Origin of the sequence: Cupriavidus sp. UME77, from assembly GCF_014170355.1 — a bacterium.
Lineage (GTDB): Bacteria > Pseudomonadota > Gammaproteobacteria > Burkholderiales > Burkholderiaceae > Cupriavidus > Cupriavidus basilensis.
On record NZ_LZZU01000080.1, the window covers coordinates 1 to 19938 of the forward strand.

The 19938-nt window shown below is 65.3% G+C and carries 19 protein-coding genes and 1 pseudogene; 4 read left to right on the plus strand and 16 right to left on the minus strand.

All coding sequences use genetic code 11. The features are described 5' to 3' along the window. Positions 1-217, plus strand: a pseudogene (locus A9975_RS30730) (IS256 family transposase); the annotation flags it as partial. Between the two features lie 94 nt (positions 218-311). Here the strand turns inward: A9975_RS30730 and A9975_RS30735 are convergent. The 11 genes from A9975_RS30735 to A9975_RS30785 all read right to left on the minus strand — a co-directional run bounded on the left by A9975_RS30735 (position 312) and on the right by A9975_RS30785 (position 11790). Next, positions 312-536, minus strand: a complete 225-nt coding sequence (locus A9975_RS30735) for a hypothetical protein (RefSeq protein ID WP_220810949.1) — start codon at positions 534-536, stop codon at positions 312-314. Between the two features lie 300 nt (positions 537-836). After that, complete coding sequence (locus A9975_RS30740; protein WP_183036053.1) at positions 837-1589, minus strand: phage antirepressor KilAC domain-containing protein; 753 nt, start codon at positions 1587-1589, stop codon at positions 837-839. Positions 1590-2779: 1190 nt separating this feature from the next. Continuing rightward, positions 2780-3964: a site-specific integrase gene (locus tag A9975_RS30745; protein WP_183036054.1), complete on the minus strand. Its 1185-nt coding sequence runs from the start codon at positions 3962-3964 to the stop codon at positions 2780-2782. Positions 3965-4173: 209 nt separating this feature from the next. After that, positions 4174-5640 carry a ribonuclease G gene (gene rng / locus A9975_RS30750; RefSeq protein ID WP_043344550.1) on the minus strand — a complete coding sequence of 489 codons (1467 nt, stop codon included), beginning with the start codon at positions 5638-5640 and terminating at the stop codon, positions 4174-4176. A gap of 132 nt (positions 5641-5772) precedes the next feature. Beyond that, positions 5773-6378, minus strand: a complete 606-nt coding sequence (locus A9975_RS30755; RefSeq protein WP_183036126.1) for a Maf-like protein — start codon at positions 6376-6378, stop codon at positions 5773-5775. Positions 6379-6487: 109 nt separating this feature from the next. Further along, positions 6488-6958 (minus strand): 23S rRNA (pseudouridine(1915)-N(3))-methyltransferase RlmH, encoded by a 471-nt coding sequence (gene rlmH, locus A9975_RS30760; protein ID WP_043344552.1) that lies wholly within the window; start codon positions 6956-6958, stop codon positions 6488-6490. A gap of 23 nt (positions 6959-6981) precedes the next feature. Further along, positions 6982-7740 (minus strand): ribosome silencing factor, encoded by a 759-nt coding sequence (gene rsfS / locus A9975_RS30765; protein ID WP_183036055.1) that lies wholly within the window; start codon positions 7738-7740, stop codon positions 6982-6984. A gap of 16 nt (positions 7741-7756) precedes the next feature. Beyond that, positions 7757-8527 carry a nicotinate-nucleotide adenylyltransferase gene (locus A9975_RS30770; RefSeq protein WP_220810951.1) on the minus strand — a complete coding sequence of 257 codons (771 nt, stop codon included), beginning with the start codon at positions 8525-8527 and terminating at the stop codon, positions 7757-7759. Positions 8528-8537: 10 nt separating this feature from the next. Then, positions 8538-9449, minus strand: coding sequence for an oxygen-dependent coproporphyrinogen oxidase (hemF, locus tag A9975_RS30775; protein ID WP_183036056.1), 912 nt, complete (start codon positions 9447-9449; stop codon positions 8538-8540). Between the two features lie 241 nt (positions 9450-9690). Continuing rightward, a complete protein-coding gene (gene purD / locus A9975_RS30780; RefSeq protein ID WP_150986303.1) occupies positions 9691-10959 on the minus strand; it encodes a phosphoribosylamine--glycine ligase in 1269 nt (422 codons plus the stop codon). A gap of 105 nt (positions 10960-11064) precedes the next feature. Beyond that, complete coding sequence (locus tag A9975_RS30785; RefSeq protein WP_183036057.1) at positions 11065-11790, minus strand: YebC/PmpR family DNA-binding transcriptional regulator; 726 nt, start codon at positions 11788-11790, stop codon at positions 11065-11067. A 258-nt stretch (positions 11791-12048) separates the two neighbouring features. Between A9975_RS30785 and A9975_RS30790 the strand changes: the two genes are divergently transcribed. Further along, positions 12049-13602, plus strand: coding sequence for a helicase HerA-like C-terminal domain-containing protein (locus tag A9975_RS30790; RefSeq protein WP_183036058.1), 1554 nt, complete (start codon positions 12049-12051; stop codon positions 13600-13602). Between the two features lie 128 nt (positions 13603-13730). Here A9975_RS30790 and A9975_RS30795 read toward each other — a convergent pair whose 3' ends face one another. The 5 genes from A9975_RS30795 to A9975_RS30815 all read right to left on the minus strand — a co-directional run bounded on the left by A9975_RS30795 (position 13731) and on the right by A9975_RS30815 (position 17910). After that, a complete protein-coding gene (locus A9975_RS30795; protein ID WP_006158366.1) occupies positions 13731-13877 on the minus strand; it encodes a DUF3149 domain-containing protein in 147 nt (48 codons plus the stop codon). A 193-nt stretch (positions 13878-14070) separates the two neighbouring features. Continuing rightward, positions 14071-14721 carry a uracil phosphoribosyltransferase gene (gene upp, locus A9975_RS30800; RefSeq protein WP_043344561.1) on the minus strand — a complete coding sequence of 217 codons (651 nt, stop codon included), beginning with the start codon at positions 14719-14721 and terminating at the stop codon, positions 14071-14073. A 114-nt stretch (positions 14722-14835) separates the two neighbouring features. Continuing rightward, complete coding sequence (locus A9975_RS30805) at positions 14836-15774, minus strand: tripartite tricarboxylate transporter substrate binding protein (protein WP_183036128.1); 939 nt, start codon at positions 15772-15774, stop codon at positions 14836-14838. Between the two features lie 225 nt (positions 15775-15999). Beyond that, on the minus strand, positions 16000-17154 hold the full coding sequence (locus A9975_RS30810) for an acyltransferase (RefSeq protein ID WP_183036059.1): 1155 nt from the start codon (positions 17152-17154) through the stop codon (positions 16000-16002). 189 nt (positions 17155-17343) lie between these two features. Continuing rightward, positions 17344-17910, minus strand: a complete 567-nt coding sequence (locus A9975_RS30815) for a DUF3455 domain-containing protein (protein ID WP_183036060.1) — start codon at positions 17908-17910, stop codon at positions 17344-17346. A 168-nt stretch (positions 17911-18078) separates the two neighbouring features. Here A9975_RS30815 and A9975_RS30820 point away from each other — a divergent pair, with 168 nt between their 5' ends. Together A9975_RS30820 and A9975_RS30825 are read left to right on the plus strand one after the other, a co-directional pair. Next, a complete protein-coding gene (locus A9975_RS30820; RefSeq protein WP_255504124.1) occupies positions 18079-19107 on the plus strand; it encodes a DMT family transporter in 1029 nt (342 codons plus the stop codon). 1 nt (position 19108) lies between these two features. Further along, the gene (locus A9975_RS30825; protein WP_043344562.1) at positions 19109-19897 is read left to right on the plus strand and encodes an SDR family oxidoreductase; all 789 of its coding nucleotides are present in this window, start codon (positions 19109-19111) and stop codon (positions 19895-19897) included. Positions 19898-19938: the final 41 nt, after the last annotated feature.

Here is a 19938-nt window from a genome sequence, read left to right on the forward strand (position 1 = left end):
ACGCGCGACCGTGCGTCACCGCACGACGCGCACGCGCAATTGTGTGTCACGAGCAACCTTCCTTGGCCTAGCCTTCAAGCTGATCGAGGAAGCCGAGAAAACATGGCGCCGCATCAATGGCGCCGAACACATTGAACTGCTCTTGAAGGGCGTTCCCTTCAAGGACGGAACTCCGGCGCATGACAATCCGCCGGTTCAGCAGAAACTCGCCGCCTGACGACCGGCCACGATCACCCCCGTACACCACAATTGACTTTATCTCGCGACGAAGCCGCCGAGGCCGCTGGGGCGAACGTGAGGGGCAATGTTCATTACTGCCCCGCTACGCGGTGTGAGATTTCTCCAGCCAGGTCGGAGGCAAGCCAAATCAGGTTATTCTGGTGCTCAGCCCCAAGCGCGTGGAAGGCTTGGAAGCCCTCGCCCTTGAAGGCGACGAGAAGCGAGTGGAGCTGCGCCGCCTTGGCGTCAAGATGGTCTTGGCGGTCAAGCTGGCGAAGGGACTGTTCGATGGGTTGAATGGGGGAAAGATTAGGCATTGTGCCCTCCATGTGTAGCGGTTATTCCCGCTACCCCCTGCCAAGAGGGTGGGCGGAACCGGATGGGTTGGCAGAGTGGGCACATGGACCCACCAGGGCCGAAGCCCTCCCACCCGGCCCGCCCATTGAGAGGCGTGACAAGGCGATGCGCAAAAAAATAGCCGCTGGGCGCGGCATTTGCGCCATGTGATTTCAGGCTGCCAAGCCCGCTCGCTGTTGTTTCAGCAATCTGGTTAGTATAGCGCAATGCCGGCGGTTTACAAGCGACCCCTGCGGACTCCATGTGACGACGCAGAATCATTACGCCGCACCGTCCAGTGACTGCCCCAGGAGCAGAGCCAGCTTCGCCAAACCCTTCGGCGTGACCATAACCTGTTCGCGAATTACCTCGGAGCCATCGCTGCCCGGCGTCGTTACGGTCTTGTGCACGAGGTAGCCGGCGAGAATCTTGTCCTGATACGCAACGTTGCTCTTGCCGCCAGCACGACGGTATATCCAGCGAATCTCGCGCAGCTTTTGGCAGAACTTGACCGGCTGAAGTTGCAGGGTTTTGGCCGCTCCCGTGAGGTTCATGATCCCGTCGGCAGCAGCGATGCGGTCGAAACCATCCGCCTTCGGTGCGGCGATGGAGAGTTTTGCCTCTACCGCAATCCGCTTTTCAGCCTCGTCAGCTGCAAGGCGCAGAGCTTCCGGAAGCGATTGGGGGATGGCCGGTGCGGCCTGTTGCTCCAGTTCCTGCCAGCGATCCACCAGGCGCGCGGTGAAGTCGGGGGAGAGCTGTGCGACGATCACGTAGCTGTCGCGCTTGCCTACGCGGTACACCTGAGTATCGCGGTGGCGTCCCATCGCATCAATGCCTTGTTCGTCCTCAATTTGAGGACGGACCAGATTCCGCGCGGCCAGCGTTTCGATGGTGCGCTTCACGTTATCGTGGCGCTTTTCCACAAGCTCCGCGATTTCGCGCGACGACATGGTGACCGTGCCTGCAGCCGCTTGGGTATTGTCGATGGCGGTGGCGCGGGGGGAGCCGATGGTGCTAAGGGCGGCGCTCATGCCGCGTCACCGGTGGTGGTGCCAGCCAGAACACTGCGAATATCACCCACGCTCCAACGGGTGGATACACCGAACTTACGCGGCTTTGGCAACGTGCCCGCCTTGGCGCGACGCCAGACAGTGGCGATGCCCACGCCAAATAGGCCAGCTACAGTCTTGGCGTCTACTTGGGCGGAATCGGGGAGTTGATCGAACGAGCTAAGGGCGCTCGGCGGGTTGGTTCGCATCGGCATCGCGTAATGCTCCGAAAGGGGCAGCGCGACACAAGGAACCCTGATACGTATCGCGCTGCGCTGACATGAGAAAGCACAGGGCGATACGTATTAGATACCTGAGAATGTGGAGAAAATAGGCGCGATGGTCGCGGGAACTGGGCGCAGACAACTGTCCCAATCGCCCGCAAACCCTTGTGTTTTCTGGGCTTGTGAGGGTGCGGGCAACTATCCACGCGGGCCCGGAGGCAAGCCATCGGCGCGCAGAATTTGCGCCATCACTTCGGCAACTCTCTTTGCTACACCTTGACCAATCAGCCAATCCATTACCTGCGCATTTGTCGGTGCAGTGCTAGGATCTGTCGGATCGTATAACTCCCAGAATCGACAGGCAGCCTCCTCGAGTTTCGTCAATAGCGCAGTGTTGTGACCGCCGCCCCACGACAATCGAAGCGCCTTCCGTTCTGGAAGACGCGACGACCACAAGTCCAACCAGCAAGGGCAAATCTCCTTTGACTCTGCCCACTTCACGAAATACTCGGGTGAGTACCTAGTTTCGGTATGGTCACCGCTTTCCCACAGCCTGCGGATTCGCCCCAATCGCCGACCTGCGAGGATCAGAAGGCGGTCATAGTTATCCAGTAAATGTCCGTTACATTCTATGTTAAGCAACCCAGCGCGGACTAACACGGGGGGCTCTATAGCGCCGTACCTGGAGTGCGTCGTTAATTGGTTGCTTATCTGGACTTCGCGCGGCCATATATCGGCCAAAAGAAGCAGAGCGTCTTGAGTGTCCCACGTATCGAGTTGAAGCTCGTCACGAATGAGGTCCTTCCAGTCTCCATGGCATTTAATGCCACTGGCATCCACGTCCGTCATGTCGCATTCCCTTTGCGCGCCCTACGAATTTGGAAGCCACGCCAGCCGGATAGGGTTCCCGGTTTTCGATCCGTCGATCTAGGCGCGGCTTGTAACGTGTCAGGCGGTTCTCTTAAGCGGCGTCACATTCCATGGTTTGCTGCTCTGGCAGTTCACCAGGAACGATGCCCAAAGTTCGAGCGCGGCTCGCCGTTCCGGGTAGTAGGTGTGCACGTCATATATGCCTTCTACACCAGGTAGTTTGTGGTTCAGGCACATTTCCGAGATGTCGCGGGGCACGCCCAATGCTCGCATGTGCGATTTCATGGTGCTGCGCAGGTCGTGGGGCGTGTAGCGCCGCACATTTGGCTTGTGCACGTCGATCCAGTAGTCGATAGCCTCGCGCAAGGCGTCCTTGGACACGTTCGCATCCCCGCCTGCATTGTCAAAGCGGCGCTGTTTGCGCGCAGGCAGGATGTAAGCAGAGTCGCCCGCTAACCCGTCCAGTGCTCTGAACCACTCCACCACGACAGGCGCAAGGGGAATATCTATGGCCGGCCCGGTCTTGCTCGATGGAATATGCCATCTAGCCTCGTCCAGAAATAGGTGCTCGCGCCGTGCATTCATCAGTTCTGATATGCGGACGCCGGTAGCCAGCAGAATGCAAACCGAAAGACGGTTCTCGTCGCTCATCTTGGCGCTCATCAGAACGTGTATCTCGTCGTCGGACAGCATGAGGCGCTTGCGCACCTCCGGCCTCTTGCCGATTATCGACTCCAGCACCACGCCCGCGCAGGGATTCGAGTCAATGACCTTCTTCCCGGTCGCATGCTTGAATATGGCTTTGAGGACGCACCATAGAGTGAACAACTCCACCCAACCGGCTTTGACTCGCTCAATCTGCCCAACAATGTCCCCGGCGGTCACGTCGCGCACACTTAGTGCTCCGATGCCGGACTGTATGCGCTTCAGGTTGCGGGAGTAGCTGTGCTGTGTGCTCACGGCTAGGCTCGGCATGACCTTGCTGTCGTAGTCGGCGATCAACTGGCGAACGGTCCAATCCTTCCGTGCCTTCTCCTTGCGCATGACGGCAGCAGGATTGATGCCTTGCTGGACCTCAACCCGCCGCGCCGCTGCCAGCTTGCGGGCGGCCCCTAGCGTCAGGTCCGGGTATCTGCCAAGGGTTAGCTCGTGCCGCCGCCCGCCAAGGCTAAACCGAAGTATCCAGGCCGCTGCACCGGCTTCGGACAGCGTGAAGGTTAGGCCAGCGCCATCAGACTTTGCGACGGGCTTCCCAGCGCGCATGTGCTGCTTTAGCTCAACGTCTGAGGGGTGTGCGTTTGCCGTTTTCCCATGTCGCATTGCTCCGATCTCTAGCTACCAATCCAGCTACCAATTGAAAGTGCGGTGCACCGATCTCGGATGATACGGCAAGAGACGGAAAACTGCCGGATTTCGTTGTCTGGATTGGGTTTTGAGGCAATGACTGAAATGGCGTGAGATTGCCTGATACGTCACATCAGAATAATGTCGTACTGTTCCTGGTGGAAGGTCGATTCGACCTGCAGCGAGATTGGCTTGCCGATGAAGTCGCCGAGCATGGCCAGATGCTGGCTTTCCTCTTCCAGGAACAAATCGATCACATGCTGCGAGCCAAGGATGCGGAACTCGCGCGGGTTGAACTGGCGCGATTCGCGCATGATCTCGCGCAGGATGTCGTAGCAGACCGTGCGCGGCGTCTTGACCTGGCCCTTGCCCGTGCACACCGGGCACTGCTCGCACAGCACGTGCGCGAGGGACTCGCGCGTGCGCTTGCGGGTCATCTCCACCAGCCCGAGCTGCGAGAAGCTGTTGACGGTGATGCGGGTGCGGTCGCGCGACAGCGCGCGCTTGAGTTCCGAAAGCACCTGGTCGCGGTGCTCGGTGTTTTCCATATCGATGAAATCGATGATGATGATGCCGCCCAGGTTGCGCAGCCGCAGCTGGCGCGCAATCGTATGCGCCGCTTCCAGGTTGGTCTTGAAGATCGTGTCGTCGAAGTTGCGCGCGCCGACGTAGCCACCGGTATTGACGTCGATGGTGGTCATGGCCTCCGTCTGGTCGATCATCAGGTAGCCGCCGGACTTCAGGTCGACCCGGCGCGACAGCGCCTTCTCGATCTCGGCGTCGATATTGAAGAGGTCGAAGACCGGGCGCTCGCCGGTGTAGTGCGACAGGCGTGGCAGCACCGCGGGGGTGTACTCCTGGGCGAACTCGACCAGCTTCTGGAAGTTCTCGCGCGAGTCCACCTGGATCACGTTGGTGGCGTCGTTGACGAAGTCGCGCAGCACGCGCTGGGCCAGGTTGAGGTCCTGGTAAAGCAGGTTGGGCGCGGGCAGCGTGGTGGCGTTCTGGCGGATCGAAGCCCAGATCTTGCGCAGGTAGGCAATGTCGTTGCCGAGTTCTTCGTTGCTGGATTCCTCGGCGATGGTGCGCACGATGAAGCCGCCGCGCTCATCCGCCGGTACCAGCCCTTGCACGCGGGCGCGCAGGGCTTCGCGGTCGACCTCGCCCTCGATGCGCTGGGAGATGCCGATGTGGGGGTCCTGCGGCAGGTAGACCAGGGTGCGCCCGGCAATGCTGACCTGCGTGGACAGCCGCGCGCCCTTGGTGCCGATCGGGTCCTTGATGACCTGGACCATCAGGGCCTGGCCTTCATAGAGTGTCTTCTCGATGGCCAGCGGCGCGGCGTTGGCGTTCTTGTCCGGATCGCGCGGGTGCCAGATGTCGGCGACGTGGAGGAAGGCGGCGCGCTCCAGTCCGATATCGATGAAGGCGGACTGCATGCCGGGCAGCACGCGCACGACCTTGCCAAGGTAGATATTGCCGACGAGCCCGCGCGACAGCGTGCGCTCGACGTGGAGTTCCTGCACGGCGGCCTGCTGCACGATGGCCACGCGTGTTTCCTGCGGTGTGATGTTGACGAGGATGTCTTCAGTCATAGTGGATGAAACTCGTCGCCGGCTGACCGGCCAGGTGGTTGTCCGCAGTGTGCTGCCATGCTTCCCGCGGGCGCTGCCGTGGCCAGGGTGGCAGCAGCTTGAAGCGCGAACGGATGGGCGGCGGCTGGGTTCTCAGAACCGCAGATGGGCCTGTCTGAGCAGCGAAGCCGTCTCGAACAGGGGCAAACCCATGATACCCGAATAGCTGCCGTCGATTCGCTCGACGAACTCGGCGGCGCGGCCCTGGATGCCATAGGCACCGGCCTTGCCGGCTGGTTCACCACTGGCAACGTAGGCGGCAATCTCGTCGGCGGTCATGGTGCGAAAGCTCACCTCGGAAACCGACAGCGCGTGGCGCTGACCGAGCGCGGAAACCACGGTTACCGCGGTCAGCACGCGGTGGGTGCGCCCGGACAGGGCGGCCAGCATGCGAGCGGCATCGGCATCGTCGGCGGGCTTGCCGAGGATTTCGCCGCCCAGGCAGACGGTGGTGTCCGAGGTCAGGATGGGGGCGTCGGGCAGGGCGCGCCGCTCGCGCCGGCGCAGCGCGGCTTCGGCCTTGAGCGCGCATACGCGCTGCACGTAGTCGTCCGGGCTTTCACCTGGCAGCACGACTTCCAGCGCCTCGGCGTCTTCGTCGTCGTCGGCCAGCAGCAGTTCGTAGGCGACGCCAAGCTGGGTCAGCAGTTCGCGCCGGCGCGGGCTCTGGGAGGCGAGATAGAGGAAGGTATGGGTCACGGCAGGGCAGTGGGGGTAGGGCAAGCCAAATGCGGCTGCAGCGCATGCGCCGCTTCGGCCGCATTGTACCCTCGGCCTCGCCCGGCGCGCGACACGGGCGCGCCTGGTCTCAGGCGCGGTGGTAGGGGTGGTTCTGCGTGACCGACCAGGCGCGGTAGAGCTGCTCAGCCAGCAGCACGCGCACCATGCCGTGCGGCATGGTCAGGCTGGACAGGCGCAGCAGGGTTTGCGCGCGGGCCTTCAGGGCGGGGTCGAGGCCGTCGGCGCCGCCGATCAGGAAGGCAACATCGCCGCCTTCGCGCTGCCAGTCGCCCAGCTGGGCGGCGAGCTGCACCGTGGTGAGGTCGCGCCCGCGCTCGTCCAGTGCCACGATGCGGCATTGCTTGGGCAGCGCTGCCTCGATGCGGGCCGCCTCGCGTTGCATCACGGTGGTGGCGTTATTGCTCGACGAGCGCGTCTCGGGCTTGATCTCGCGCAGCTCGATGCGCAGCTCGGGCGGCATGCGCTTCGCGTACTCCGCGAAGCCGGTTTCGATCCAGCCGGGCATCTTGTGGCCAACGGCCACGATCAGCAACTGCATGGCGGGAAGCGGACCGGTCCGGCTCAGGCCGAGCGGGTGGTGCGCTTGCGCGCGACCGGTGCCTTGGCGGCCGCCGTCTTGGCCGGCGCCTTGGCGGCAGTCTTGGTCGCAGCCGTCTTGGTGGCGGTCTTGCGTGCCACGCCGGTGCCGGCTGCGGTCTTGCGCGGCGCGGCCGTCTTGGCCGGTGCCTTGCGTGCCGGTGCCGAGCCCAGCGCGCTGGTCAGGCGTTTTTGCACGGTCGGGGCGCGGTTGGTGGCGATGGCGTCCGGGTCCGTATCTTCGTGGCCAAGCGGCGGCGAAGGCTCTTTCATGCCTTCCGGCAGACGGGCCAGCGCCGGGCGCAGGCCGGTGGCGCGGCGCGCAGTGCGTACGACCGGCGCGTCGTCTTCATCTTCGCCGTCGATCGGCTCGCTGGCCTTGGCCAGGCCCTTCTTGGCCGTGGACAGCTTCAGGCGTACCGGCTTGTCACCCCAGAGTTCTTCCAGGTTGTAGTACATGCGCAGCTGCGGCTGCATGATGTGGACGACGGCGTCGCCGCAGTCGACCAGCACCCATTCGCCCGTTTCCAGTCCTTCCACCGCAACGATATGGCCGCCGGCTTCCTTGACGGTATCGCGGACCGAGGCGGCCAGCGCCTTGGTCTGGCGGTTCGAGCTCCCGCTGGCGATCACCACCCGGTCGAACAGCTCGGTCAGGTGGGTGGTGTCGTACACCTTGATGTCCTGCGCTTTGACATCTTCGAGGCCGTCGACGATGGCGCGTTGCAGTTTGCGAATATCCATGGTGCTTTTTTTCAGTTCAGCTGAGATCGGTTTGGGGGCGGGCCGGGATGGGCAGATCCGACTGCGTCGGCCGATACAGGCCGCGGCTCGCGATGTAGTGTGCCACGCCGGACGGCAGCTGGTCATCTGCCGGTTGTCCGGCAGCCAGGCGTTGGCGTAGGGCGGTGGAGGAGAGGTCGACGGCGAGCGTCTGGTCGATCCACATGCGGCCGGAGGGCATGGATTGTATCAGGTCGGTGGACGCACGCCGTTGCGCGAGCTCCTGGCGCACCGGACCGTCCAGTTCCGCGAGGTCGAAACCGGGCCGCGTCGCCACGCAAAGATGGACGTGCGCGAACAGTTCTTGCCAGCCATGCCAGGTGTGCAGGCGCAGCAACTGGTCGGCGCCCATGAGCCACGCCAGCGAGGCATCGGGGCCATAGTGCTCGCGCAGTTCATGCACGGTATCGACGGTGTAGCTGGGGCCGGCGCGGTCCACTTCCATGCGGCTGGCATGGACCAGCGCGCGGGTGTCGGACAATGCCTGCGCGGCCAGTTCGGTCATGGCGAGGCGGTCGGCGGCAGGGGTGACGTCGTCGCCTTTTTGCCACGATTGACCGGTCGGGATCCAGACCAGCTCGTCGAGCTCGAGATGCTCGATACAGAGGCGGGCGAGTGCCACGTGGCCAATGTGGGGCGGATCGAAGGTGCCGCCGAGAATGCCGAGGCGGTAGGGGCGGTTGCTCTTGGTCGAGCCTGCTGCGTCTGCCGCGTTGGCGGTGAGCGATCGTGCGATGTCGTGTGCCATGGGGTTGCCGTCAGGCCCACTCGCGCACGGGCAGGAAGTCCGTGTACAGCGCGGCCTCCGCGCTGCCCGGTTCCGGCTGCCAGTCGTAGCGCCAGCTGGCCAGCGGCGGCATCGACATCAGGATCGACTCGCTGCGGCCGCCCGATTGCAGCCCGAAGTGCGTGCCGCGGTCGAACACCAGGTTGAACTCGACATAGCGGCCGCGCCGGTAGGCCTGGAACTCGCGCTCGCGCTCGCCGTAAGCCGTGTCCTTGCGCGCCTGCAGGATCGGCAGGTAGGCGTCCAGGAAGGCGTCGCCTACCGATTGCATCATGGCAAAGCTGCGCTCGAAGCCGAGCGCGGAGAAGTCATCGAAGAAGATGCCGCCAATGCCGCGCGCTTCACCGCGGTGCTTGAGGAAGAAATACTCGTCGCACCATTGCTTGAAACGCGGGTAGAGGTCATCGCCATAGGGGGCGAGGGCGTCGCGGCAGGTGGCGTGGAAGTGTGCGCAGTCGCCAGCGTTGCCGTAGTACGGCGTCAGGTCCATGCCGCCGCCGAACCACCACACCGGCTCGGCGCCTTCCTTTACCGCCATCAGGCAGCGCACGTTCATATGCACGGTGGGGACAAAGGGATTGCGCGGGTGGAACACCAGCGACACGCCCATTGCCTCGAATCCCCGCCCGGCGAGCTCCGGCCGGTTGGCGGTTGCCGATGGCGGCAGCGCATCGCCGCGCACATGCGAGAAGCCCACGCCGGCCCGCTCCATCACGGCGCCGCCTTCCAGGATGCGGGTGCGGCCGTTGCCGCGCAGGCGCTCGGTGGGCGGCTTCTCCCAGGCATCGGTCGAAAACGCCTTGCCGTCGATGGTGGCGACAGCGTCGGTGATACGGTCTTGCAGACCGAGCAGATAGGCACGGACTGCCTGGGAATCGATCATGGTATGCGGGCGGGTGAGCCGGAGCGGTGACGGCCGGGCAGGTCAGTCAACCTGCCCGGCCGTCATGGCGATGTCATGATTGTACTGGCTGAGGCAACGCCTGGCCGGATTCGGCCAATTCAGCACGAACCGCCGTAAAAGGCTAAGAAACCGGAGCGAGCGGCCCATGGCGGGTCCGGGAAGCGCAGCCGTACATAGGTACGGCGAGCGCCACAGGGCGCGCCATGGGTCGCGCGGTCCTTTACCGCTTGATGGCTCGGTAGCCGATGTCGGTACGGTACTGCATGCCGTCGAAGTGGATTTTCTCGGCCGCGCCATAAGCCGCGCGTTGTGCCGCCTTGACGGTATCGGCCAGCCCGACCACGCACAATACGCGTCCGCCCGTGGTCAGCAGCGTGCCGTCCGTGAGCGTGGTGCCGGCGTGGAAGGTCACGCTGTCGTCGGTCTCGGCAGGTATGCCGGTAATGGCATCGCCCTTGCGCGGTGCATCGGGGTAGCCAAAGGCGGCCATCACCACGCCCAGCGCGGTGCGGCGGTCCCAGTCCAGTTCGATCTCGTCGAGCTTGCCGTTGACGGCGTGCTCCATCACATCGACCAGGTCGGTCTTCAGGCGCGCCAGGATCGGCTGGGTTTCCGGGTCTCCCATGCGGCAATTGAATTCCAGCGTCTTCAGGTTGCCGTCGGCGTCGATCATCAGGCCGGCGTAGAGGAAGCCGGTGTAGGTGATGCCGTCCTTTTCCATGCCGCGCACGGTCGGCATGATGATCTCGCGCAGCGCGCGGGCATGCAGCGCGGGCGTGACCACCGGGGCCGGCGAGTATGCGCCCATGCCACCGGTATTGGGGCCGGCGTCGTGGTCTAGCAGGCGCTTGTGGTCCTGGCTGGTGGCGAGAGCCAGGACGTTCTTGCCGTCCACCAGCACGATGAAGCTGGCCTCCTCGCCCTCGAGGAATTCCTCGATCACCACGCGTGCGCCGGCGTCGCCAAGGCGGTTGTCGGCCAGCATCATGTCGACCGCGGCGTGCGCTTCTTCCAGCGTGGCGGCAACCACCACGCCCTTGCCGGCGGCCAGGCCGTCGGCCTTGATCACGATCGGCGCGCCTTGCGCATCGATATACGCGTGCGCGGCGGCGGCGTCGTTGAAGGTCTGGTAGGCGGCGGTCGGGATGCCGTGGCGCTGCATGAAGGCCTTGGCGAAATCCTTGGAGGATTCCAGCTGGGCTGCCGCCTGCGTCGGGCCGAAGATGCGCAGGCCCTTGGCACGGAAGATATCGACGATGCCGGCCGCCAGCGGCGCCTCGGGGCCGACCACCGTGAAGCTCACGCCTTCGCGCTCGGCGAAGGCGGCGAGCACTTCCGGATCGGTCAGGGGAACGTTCTGCAGCCGCTTGTCGAGCGCGGTGCCGCCATTGCCCGGCGCCACGTACACCACCTGCACCTTGGGCGACTGGGCCAATTTCCAGGCCATCGCGTGTTCACGACCACCCGAGCCGACAACCAATACTTTCATGATCTACTGCCAGAAAAAATGACGCATGCGAAATGCGAAAAGCGGCAGCCATGGCTCATCGAACCGCGCTGCCGCCGTGAGGCGAGGTCTTACCCGATCCGCGCCTTACTCCTCGATCACCGCGTTGGTGAAGACTTCCTGCACGTCGTCCAGGTTTTCCAGGGCGTCGAGCAGCTTTTGCATCTTGATGGCGTCGTCGCCGGTGAAGCTGACTTCGTTCTGCGGCTTCATCGTGACGTCGGCCATCTCGGCCTTGAAGCCCGCGGCTTCCAGCGCGGTCTTGACCGTGCCGAAATCATTGGGCGGGCACAGCACTTCGATCGAGCCGTCGTCGTTGGTGACCACGTCATCGGCGCCGGCTTCCAGCGCGGCTTCCATCAGCTTGTCCTCGGGCGTGCCGGGGGCAAACAGGAACTGGCCGCAATGGGTGAACATGAACGCCACCGAGCCTTCCGCGCCCATGTTGCCGCCGTTCTTGGAGAAGGCATGGCGCACTTCGGCGACGGTACGGGTACGGTTATCGGTCAGGCAGTCGACGATGATCGCTGCACCGGCAAGGCCGTAGCCCTCGTAGCGGATCTCTTCGTAGTTGACGCCTTCCAGGCCACCCACGCCGCGCTGGATGGCGCGCTGGATGTTGTCCTTGGGCATGTTCGCATCCATTGCCTTGTCCATGGACAGGCGCAGGCGCGGGTTGGAGTCGGGATCAGCGCCGCCGAGCTTCGCGGCGACGGTGATTTCCTTGATCAGGCGGGTCCAGACCTTGCCGCGCTTGGAGTCAGCCGCGGCCTTCTTGTGTTTGATATTGGCCCATTTTGAGTGACCGGCCATGATTCTCTCCGAAGCGGAAAATGTTTGACGCGCGCGCCTTGGCTTTGCGCGCCGGCTGTGCCGGGCGGGCAACGGGTGCTCGCTGGCGGCTCGCCGGGTGGTTTATGTGTCTGTGAGCCGGCCTTGGGGGCTGGCATAATCAGCCCAGCATTTTATCACGCGGCCCCGCCGCCGCTGGCCTCCCGATCACGGGAGCCGCCGGGAAGGGCGGGGACGGTCGCGGCGAAAGCGCCGCGCGGCTTGCCAACCAGAGAGACCATGGCCGAACCCATCATCATCGCCAAGAACGCCGAGCTGGAACTTGCCCTGCTGCCCGAGATGGGCAACCGGCACGGCCTGATCACCGGCGCCACTGGCACCGGCAAGACCGTGACCCTGCAAAGCCTGGCCCAGGGCTTCTCCCGGCTGGGCGTGCCGGTTTTCATGGCCGACGTCAAAGGTGACCTGACCGGCATTTCCCAGCCGGGCAAGCTCTCCGACAAGCTCAAGGCCCGCCTGGCCGAGCTCGGCCTGCCCGAGCCGGTATGGGGCGCCTGCCCCACCACCCTGTGGGATGTGTTCGGGCAAAAGGGCCATCCCGTGCGCGCCACGGTCTCCCATATGGGGCCGCTGCTGCTGTCGCGCATGCTGGAACTCAACGACACCCAGCAAGGCGTGCTCAACCTGGTTTTCCGCATCGCCGACGCCAACGGGCTGCTGCTGCTCGACGCCAAGGACCTGCGCGCCATGCTGCAGTATGTGGGCGACAACGCCGGGCAGTTCACCACCGAATACGGCAATATCTCCGCGGCCTCGATCGGGGCCATCCAGCGCGGGCTGATGGCGCTGGAGTCGCAAGGCGCCGACGTGTTCTTCGGCGAACCCATGCTCAACCTGGACGACTTCATCCAGACCGAGAACGGGCAGGGCGTGGTGAATATCCTGGCCGCCGACAAGCTGCTGAATTCGCCCAAGCTCTACGCCACTTTCCTGCTCTGGCTGTTGTCGGAGCTGTTCGAGAAACTGCCCGAGGCGGGGGATCTTGACAAGCCCAAGCTGGTGTTCTTTTTCGACGAGGCGCACCTGCTGTTCAACGACGCGCCCAAGGCCCTGCTCGACAAGATCGAGCAGGTGGTGCGGCTGATCCGCTCCAAGGGCGTTGGCGTGTATTTCGTTACGCAGAATCCTGTCGACATCCCCGATACCGTGCTGGGCCAACTCGGCAACCGCGTGCAGCACGCGCTGCGCGCCTTCACGCCGCGTGACCAGAAAGCCGTCAAGGTGGCGGCCACCACCATGCGGGCCAAGCCGGGGCTGGACCTGGAGAAGGCCATCGGGGAACTCGGCGTGGGCGAGGCGCTGGTTTCATTGCTGGACGCCAAGGGCATCCCCGGCATCACGGAGCGCGCCTGGGTGCTGGCGCCCGGCAGCCGGATCGGCCCGATCACCGACGACGAGCGCAAACAGTTGCTGGCGAACTCGCTGGTGGCTGGCACCTATGAGCAGACCATCGATCGCGAGTCGGCCTACGAGAAGCTCAAGGGCCGTGCCGCCGTGCCTGGGTCTGCTCCCACCGCTGGCGGCAGCGGCGCACCCGCGCCCGTGCCCACGGCCGGCCAGCCGGAAGCCCCGGCCGCACAGGGCGGCGGCTGGCTGGACCAGGCGGGCGAGATCTTCGGCGGGCTGACCAAGGGCACGGGCAAGACCGGGCGCGGCGACTCCATCCTGGAGTCGATGGCCAAGTCGGCCGCGCGCACGGTAGGCTCGCAGGTCGGGCGCGAGCTGATTCGCGGCGTGCTGGGCAGCTTGCTGGGCTCGGGCAAGAAGAAGTAGGCGGCGGCGCCCCTGGGCCACGCCGGTGTGCCACGCCCGGCGAGACGGGCGGGCGCGGCGCATAGCCACAGCACGGTATCGGCCAGCCGGTCCGTCTGCGATAACGCGCCGCGGGCGGGACTTGCCTCTTAGCGGCGTTGCGCCGCTGCCTCGTCTTCCCGCATCTTGCGCAGGAACAGCCGGGTGAAGAACCAGCCCATGCCGATGATGAAGGCGATGACGGCCAGGCTCATCAGCCCGGTGGGGGTCGAAAACAGGATCTTCAAGGCTGCCATGTGGGTCTCCCAGGTCAGGTGAGGCACACCGTCCGGTGTGCCTCTGCCGACAGTCTAGGGAGGGCTGGGGCCGGGGAGATTGAGGCCGGTCAAGCCGGGCGCAGACAGCGTCCGCATTGATCCCGTATTGGTCCCGTGTTGGTCCCGCATTGGGCCCGGAGCGTGGGACCGGACCCTGGCAGGCGGTGAAAACTCAGTTCTTGGTGCCGAACAGCCGGTCGCCCGCGTCGCCGAGGCCGGGGATGATGTAGGCGTGCTCGTCCAGGTGGCTGTCCAGGGAGGCGACGAACAGTTTCACGCCGGGATGTGCCTTCTGGAATACTTCGACGCCTTCCGGCGCTGCCACCAGCGCCACGAACGTAATCGCATCGTCCTTGACACCGCGGCGCTTGAGCACGTCCACCGCATGCGCGGCGGAGTAGCCGGTGGCGACCATCGGGTCGCACAGGATAAAGCTGCGGTCTTCCACGTCGGGCAGGCGCACCAGGTATTCCACCGGGCGGTGCTGGTCGTCGCGGTAGACGCCGATATGGCCGATGCGGGCCGAGGGAATCAGCTCGACCAGGCCGTCGCTCATGCCCACGCCGGCGCGCAGCACCGGCACGATGGTGAGTTTCTTGCCGGCGATCACCGGCGCGTCCAGCTCCACCAAGGGTGTCTCGATGCGGCGCGTGGTCAGCGGCAGGTCGCGCGTGATTTCATAGCCCATCAGCAGCGTGATCTCCCGCAGCAGCTCGCGGAACGTGCGCGTGGAGGTGTCCTTGTCGCGCATATGGGAGAGCTTGTGCTGGATCAGCGGGTGATCGAGGATGTACAGCTTGGGGAAACGCGGATCTTGCTTCATGGCGGGTAGTCGGCGGGAGTGGGCGCGGGGGCCCGTTGCAGCCGGATTGTAATGGATGCGGAGCCGCGCGCCCCCGGCGATCCTCCCGCCGCAAGCGCGCAGCCCCGCCCGCGCTCAATCCACCGTGATGCTGGCGCTCTTGGCGACCTTGCCGAATTTCTCGTACTCGGACAGCGTCAGCGACTGCAGGTCAGCCGCGCTCGAGCCCTTGGGGTTGAAGCCTGCCTGCCCGAGCTTGTCCTTCACGTCCGCATTGCCCAGCGCCGCGCTGAAGGCGGCATTGAGTGCCTGCACCACCGGCGCGGGCAGCCCTGCCGGGCCGTACACGCCGAACCACGGCTCGACGGCGTAGCCTGCCAGGCCAGCCTCGGCCAGCGTAGGCACGTTCGGCAGCGCTGGCGAGCGGCTCTTGCCGGCCACCGCCAGCGCGCGCAGCTTGCCGCCCTGGATGTGCGGCAGCGAGGCGGGCAGGTTGTCGAACATCACCTGCACGTGGCCGCCCAGCATGTCGTTGATGGCTGGGCTGCTGCCTTTGTATGGCACATGGGTCAGGCCGGTTTGCGTCATCTGCGAGAACATCGCGCCCGCCAGGTGCATGGACGTGCCGGTGCCCGCGGTGGCGTAGGTCAGGCCGGGATGGGCCTTGGCGTAGCTGACCAGCTCGGCCACATTCTTCACCGGCAGGCTGTTGCTGACTTCCAGCACGATGGTCGAGGTGCCAAGCAGGCTGACCGCGGTGAAATCCTTGCGCGGGTCGAACGGCACGTGCTTGTAGATATGCGGGTTCAATGCATTGGTCGAGATGGCGCCGAAGCCGATGGTGTAGCCGTCCGGCGCGGCCTTGGCGACCGCCTCCATGCCAATATTGCCGCCAGCGCCTGGGCGGTTCTCCACGACCACGGGCTGGCCGAGTTTCTCCGCCACCTTCTGGCCGACCGTGCGCGCCACGAGGTCGGTGGTGCCGCCAGCAGCGTAAGGCACGATGAAGCGGATTGGCTTGACGGGGTAGTCGGCCGCGCTGGCGGCCGAGGGCAGCCAGGCGCTTGCGAGCATGGCAGTCGCCGCAGCGATCAGCAGCGGGCGGGCGGCGGTTTGCTTCTTGACTGGAACGGGAATGCGCGAGGAAAGATTGGTGAGGGGTGCTGCCGTCATGAATGCTCCTGGTTTTTCTTATGCGGCGTGCGTTTGACGCGCCGACCGGCGAGCTTACGGCAGTTTCAGGCTGGCTGCCAGGGTTGCCAGCCAGGCAGGCTGGCTAGCCAGGCAACAGCGTGGCGGCTAGATATTCTGCCCGCGCTGGGCCGCCGGCAGCGCCGCGCGCCCGAGCAGGCCGCGCACGCGCTGGGTATTGCGCTCGAACACCCAGTAGACGGCAAAGGCATAGGCATAGCAGCCCAGCAGGATCAGTGCGGCCAGGCCCAGGCTGGCTGCGCTGACAGGCAGGCGGACCTTGACCAGGGCCGCGGCGATGAACAGGGCCAGCGGGAAATGCGTCAGGTAGAGCGAGTACGAAAACCCGGACGCCAACGTAGCCAGGCGCGACAAGCCAGCGTGGCCGATGCGGATGCGAGTCGACAGCACAGTCAGCAACAGCACGAAGAAGCCCAGCGCGACAGCGGCATCGGCGTACGGCTTGTGCTTGGTCAGTGCAATGGCGGCCAGGAACACCAGCAGCGCCGGGAGTACCAGCCACTTGCGCCGCGCGATTGGCGCGATCTGCGCCAGCCGCGCTTCCAGGGCTTGCGCCAGCACGCCCAGCAGCCAGAACAAGAAGCCCTCGACAAGGCCGTGGAACAGGCTCATCGTGACCAGCGCCGCCAATACGCACAGCAACACCTGCGGCGTGCGGCGCAGGTGCCAGGCGCCGTATAGCGCAGGGAACCAGAGGTAGTACCAGAATTCGTTGGCCAGGCTCCACAACGGCCCGTTGGAGCCATAGGTCTGGCAGGCAAGGGTTTGCAGGAACGCCGCGTTGCAAACCAATCCCGCGACGCCGAGGTGATGCGAGATATCGATCTGCTGGGCCGCGTTGCCCTCGGTGCCCTGGTAGAACGGCCCCCATGCCAGGTGGATCCCGGCACTGTCCCAGAACAGCCCGAGCAGCAGCGCGGGCAGCAGCACGATCCATAGCCGCGTCATGCGGTCGGCCAGATAACTGCGCCAGGACCAGTCGCCACGCGTCATCTTGCGGCGCACGGTGCCGCCCACCAGGTAGCCCGAGAGCAGGAAGAACACGATCACGCATTCGTGGCCGACGCTGCACAGCGCATAGAACAACTGCAACGCCACGCCGGCCGCGCCGCCATGCGGCCCGCTCGCCGCATAGTCGACGATCACCAGCGCCCGGACATGGCCAAGGCAGACCAGGCCCGCGGCCAGCGCCCGGATCAGGTCCAGTACATCGTATTGCTTGCTTCGGTCCGTGCCATCCACGACCAGTCTCCCGGTTCCGGCTCGCCAGGGCTGCGGTTGGCACAAGGCGGCACGCAGCGCAGGACTCTCCTTGGCAGAGCTTAGCCGGGCGGTTACGGCGTGAAGGTGCGCCGTCCCACATAGCGAAGGCCGGGGAAGGCCGGTGCAAGGGAAGCAGGCGGCGCCACGCAGTCGCCGCCGCCGTCGGGACTACATGGATGCCACGGTATAGAAGACGTAGTCGGCACGGTAGGGCACTTGCTGCTTGCTGCCGCGGCTGGCGACATTGCAGGCCGCGGCCGGGGCGACGCCGCCCTCGGTTTTCAGGCGCTGGATATACGTGACACCGTTCATGGCGCCGGCACCCATGGCAGGATCGGCCTTGACCAGCTGCAGCGGGATGTTGCCGCTGCCGTTGGGCGCGACCGCGACCTGCTTGCCGCCGACCTTGGAGCCGTCGGCGGCTTCCCAGGTGGGGCCGCCATAGTATTTGCCGACGACCTTGCCGGAGCGGTCGGCCAGCGTGGCCACCGGTCCCACGAAGGCCCATTCGAACTGGCCGGCCGTGTCTTTCTTCTCGCGGCACTCGTAGGTGATTTCACCGGCGCCGGTGGTGACCATCGAGACCTTGTGGCCGGCCGGGGCGCGCACCGGTTCGGGCAACGTAGTGTTGTCCACACTGGCCTGCATGACCGGCATGGTGCCGGCGCAGGCGGCCAGGACAAAGGCGGAGATCGCAGCGAGGGGGGCAGCAAGAGAGCGGAGGGTGCGTTGCATGATGGTTCCTCAAAGGGAAGGTTGGGAAGGTTGGGGGCACATCGCCCAACACCTGTACGCAGCACAATGAGCATCGGATGCAGTTGCCTCTTTTCGAATACAATGGCTCGCGTCCCTGGCGGGCCGCCCGCGTTCAGCGGCGCGTGGCCCCACTATCCGGCTTCTCCCTTGTCTGCATCCCAACTTTCCCGCACCGTGCCTGCCGCCGAGCCGGCATCGCAGCGCGCCGGCCTGGCCGTGGCTGCCGTCGGCGCCATTCTTTTTTCCGGCAAGGCGATCGTTGCCAAGCTGATGTACCGCTACCAGGTCGATGCGGTCATGGTCATCAGCCTGCGCATGCTGTTTGCCGTGCCGCTGTTCATGGCGATCGGCTGGTGGCAGTCCCGGCGCCTGCCGGCGCTGTCCTGGGCCGATCGCGGCCGCATCGTGTTCCTCGGCATCATCGGCTACTACCTGTCCAGCTTCCTCGACTTCCTTGGCCTGCAATACATCACGGCCGGGCTCGAGCGGCTGATCCTGTTCCTTACGCCGTCCTTCGTGCTGCTGGCCAGCGCCGTGCTGTTCAAGCGGCGCATCAGCTTGCGGCAGTGGCTGTCCCTGGCGCTGGCCTATATAGGCATCGTGCTGGTTTTCGCGCATGATCTCGACGTGAGCGGCGGCCAGGTGTGGCTTGGCGCCGCGCTGGTGCTCGGCAGCGCCCTGACCTACGGCATCTACCTGATCGCGTCCGGCGAATTGGTGCAGCGCATCGGTTCGCTGCGGCTGGTGGCCTATGCGATGTGCGTTTCCACCGCGTGCTGCGTGGTGCAATACGTGGTGCTGCGCCGCCCGCTGGCGGAGCTGCTGCAGCCAGCCCCCGTGATGTGGCTTTCACTAGTCAATTCTGTGTTTTGCACGGTGCTGCCGGTGTCGCTGACGATGGTGGCGGTGGCGCGCATCGGCGCGCCGATGGCTTCGCAGGCAGGTATGCTCGGACCGGTATCCACCCTGTTCCTGGGCTTCTGGCTGCTGGGCGAGCCGATCACCGGCGTGCAACTCGCCGGCAGCGCACTGGTGATGGGCGGGATATATTTGCTGTCGGCGCGCAAGGTGGGCGAGGTGGGCAAGGCCCAGGCTGCTCGTCGCGGCGGCAAGGCAATGGAAATGCGGGATAACAAGCAGGCGGGTGGCCGCCTCGATGACACAAGGAGTCGATGAGATGGATCTAGGATTGCGCGGCAAGCATGCGCTGGTGTGTGGCGCCAGCAAGGGCCTCGGTTTTGCCTGCGCCGATGCGCTGGCTGCCGAAGGCGTGGATGTGGTGATCGTGGCGCGCGGCGCCGAGGCGCTGGAAAAAGCCGCGGCGGACCTGCGCGCGCGCCACGGCCGGCGCGTGATGGCGGTCGCCACCGACATCACGACCCCGGCAGGGCGAAAGCTGGCGCTGGAAGCCGTCGCCAAGCTGGGCGACCTGGACATCCTGGTCAACAATGCCGGCGGCCCGCCTCCGGGCAATTTCCGCGACTGGGACCGCGACGCCTGGCTGGCAGCGATCGACGCCAACATGCTGACCCCGATCGAGCTGATCAAGGCCACGGTGGACGGCATGATCGCGCGCAAATGGGGCCGCATCGTCAACATCACCAGCGGCGCCGTGAAGGCGCCGATCGATGTGCTCGGCCTGTCCAACGGCGCGCGCTCGGGCCTGACCGGCTTTGTCGCCGGCCTGGCGCGCGAAGTGGCGCAGCACGGCGTGACGGTGAACAACCTGCTGCCTGGCCCGTTCAATACGGATCGCCTCTACAAGACCATGGAGGGCGGCGCCAGGCAGGCCGGCCTGTCGATCGAGGAAGTCTCCAAGCGCCGCGCCGCGCAGAACCCGAGCCGCCGCTTTGGCGAGCCGGCCGAGTTTGGCGCCACCTGCGCCTTCCTGTGCAGCCGCCACGCCGCGTACATGACCGGGCAGAATGTGCTCCTCGACGGCGGCGCCTACCCCGGTACGTTCTAAGCGACTGCCGCGGGCGTTTTCCGGCCGGGCCATGCCAGCCC

Coding starts and splice junctions, on each gene's coding strand:
- purD (WP_150986303.1), bottom strand. CDS start 10,959: ATGAAAGTATTGGTTGTCGGCTCGGGTGGTCGTGAACACGCGATGGCC.
- A9975_RS30745 (WP_183036054.1), bottom strand. CDS start 3,964: ATGCGCGCTGGGAAGCCCGTCGCAAAGTCTGATGGCGCTGGCCTAACC.
- A9975_RS30790 (WP_183036058.1), top strand. CDS start 12,049: ATGGCCGAACCCATCATCATCGCCAAGAACGCCGAGCTGGAACTTGCC.
- A9975_RS30785 (WP_183036057.1), bottom strand. CDS start 11,790: ATGGCCGGTCACTCAAAATGGGCCAATATCAAACACAAGAAGGCCGCG.
- A9975_RS30735 (WP_220810949.1), bottom strand. CDS start 536: ATGCCTAATCTTTCCCCCATTCAACCCATCGAACAGTCCCTTCGCCAG.
- rng (WP_043344550.1), bottom strand. CDS start 5,640: ATGACTGAAGACATCCTCGTCAACATCACACCGCAGGAAACACGCGTG.
- A9975_RS30740 (WP_183036053.1), bottom strand. CDS start 1,589: ATGAGCGCCGCCCTTAGCACCATCGGCTCCCCCCGCGCCACCGCCATC.
- A9975_RS30815 (WP_183036060.1), bottom strand. CDS start 17,910: ATGCAACGCACCCTCCGCTCTCTTGCTGCCCCCCTCGCTGCGATCTCC.
- rsfS (WP_183036055.1), bottom strand. CDS start 7,740: ATGGATATTCGCAAACTGCAACGCGCCATCGTCGACGGCCTCGAAGAT.
- upp (WP_043344561.1), bottom strand. CDS start 14,721: ATGAAGCAAGATCCGCGTTTCCCCAAGCTGTACATCCTCGATCACCCG.
- A9975_RS30805 (WP_183036128.1), bottom strand. CDS start 15,774: ATGCTCGCAAGCGCCTGGCTGCCCTCGGCCGCCAGCGCGGCCGACTAC.
- rlmH (WP_043344552.1), bottom strand. CDS start 6,958: ATGCAGTTGCTGATCGTGGCCGTTGGCCACAAGATGCCCGGCTGGATC.
- A9975_RS30795 (WP_006158366.1), bottom strand. CDS start 13,877: ATGGCAGCCTTGAAGATCCTGTTTTCGACCCCCACCGGGCTGATGAGC.
- A9975_RS30825 (WP_043344562.1), top strand. CDS start 19,109: ATGGATCTAGGATTGCGCGGCAAGCATGCGCTGGTGTGTGGCGCCAGC.
- A9975_RS30770 (WP_220810951.1), bottom strand. CDS start 8,527: ATGGCACACGACATCGCACGATCGCTCACCGCCAACGCGGCAGACGCA.
- hemF (WP_183036056.1), bottom strand. CDS start 9,449: ATGATCGATTCCCAGGCAGTCCGTGCCTATCTGCTCGGTCTGCAAGAC.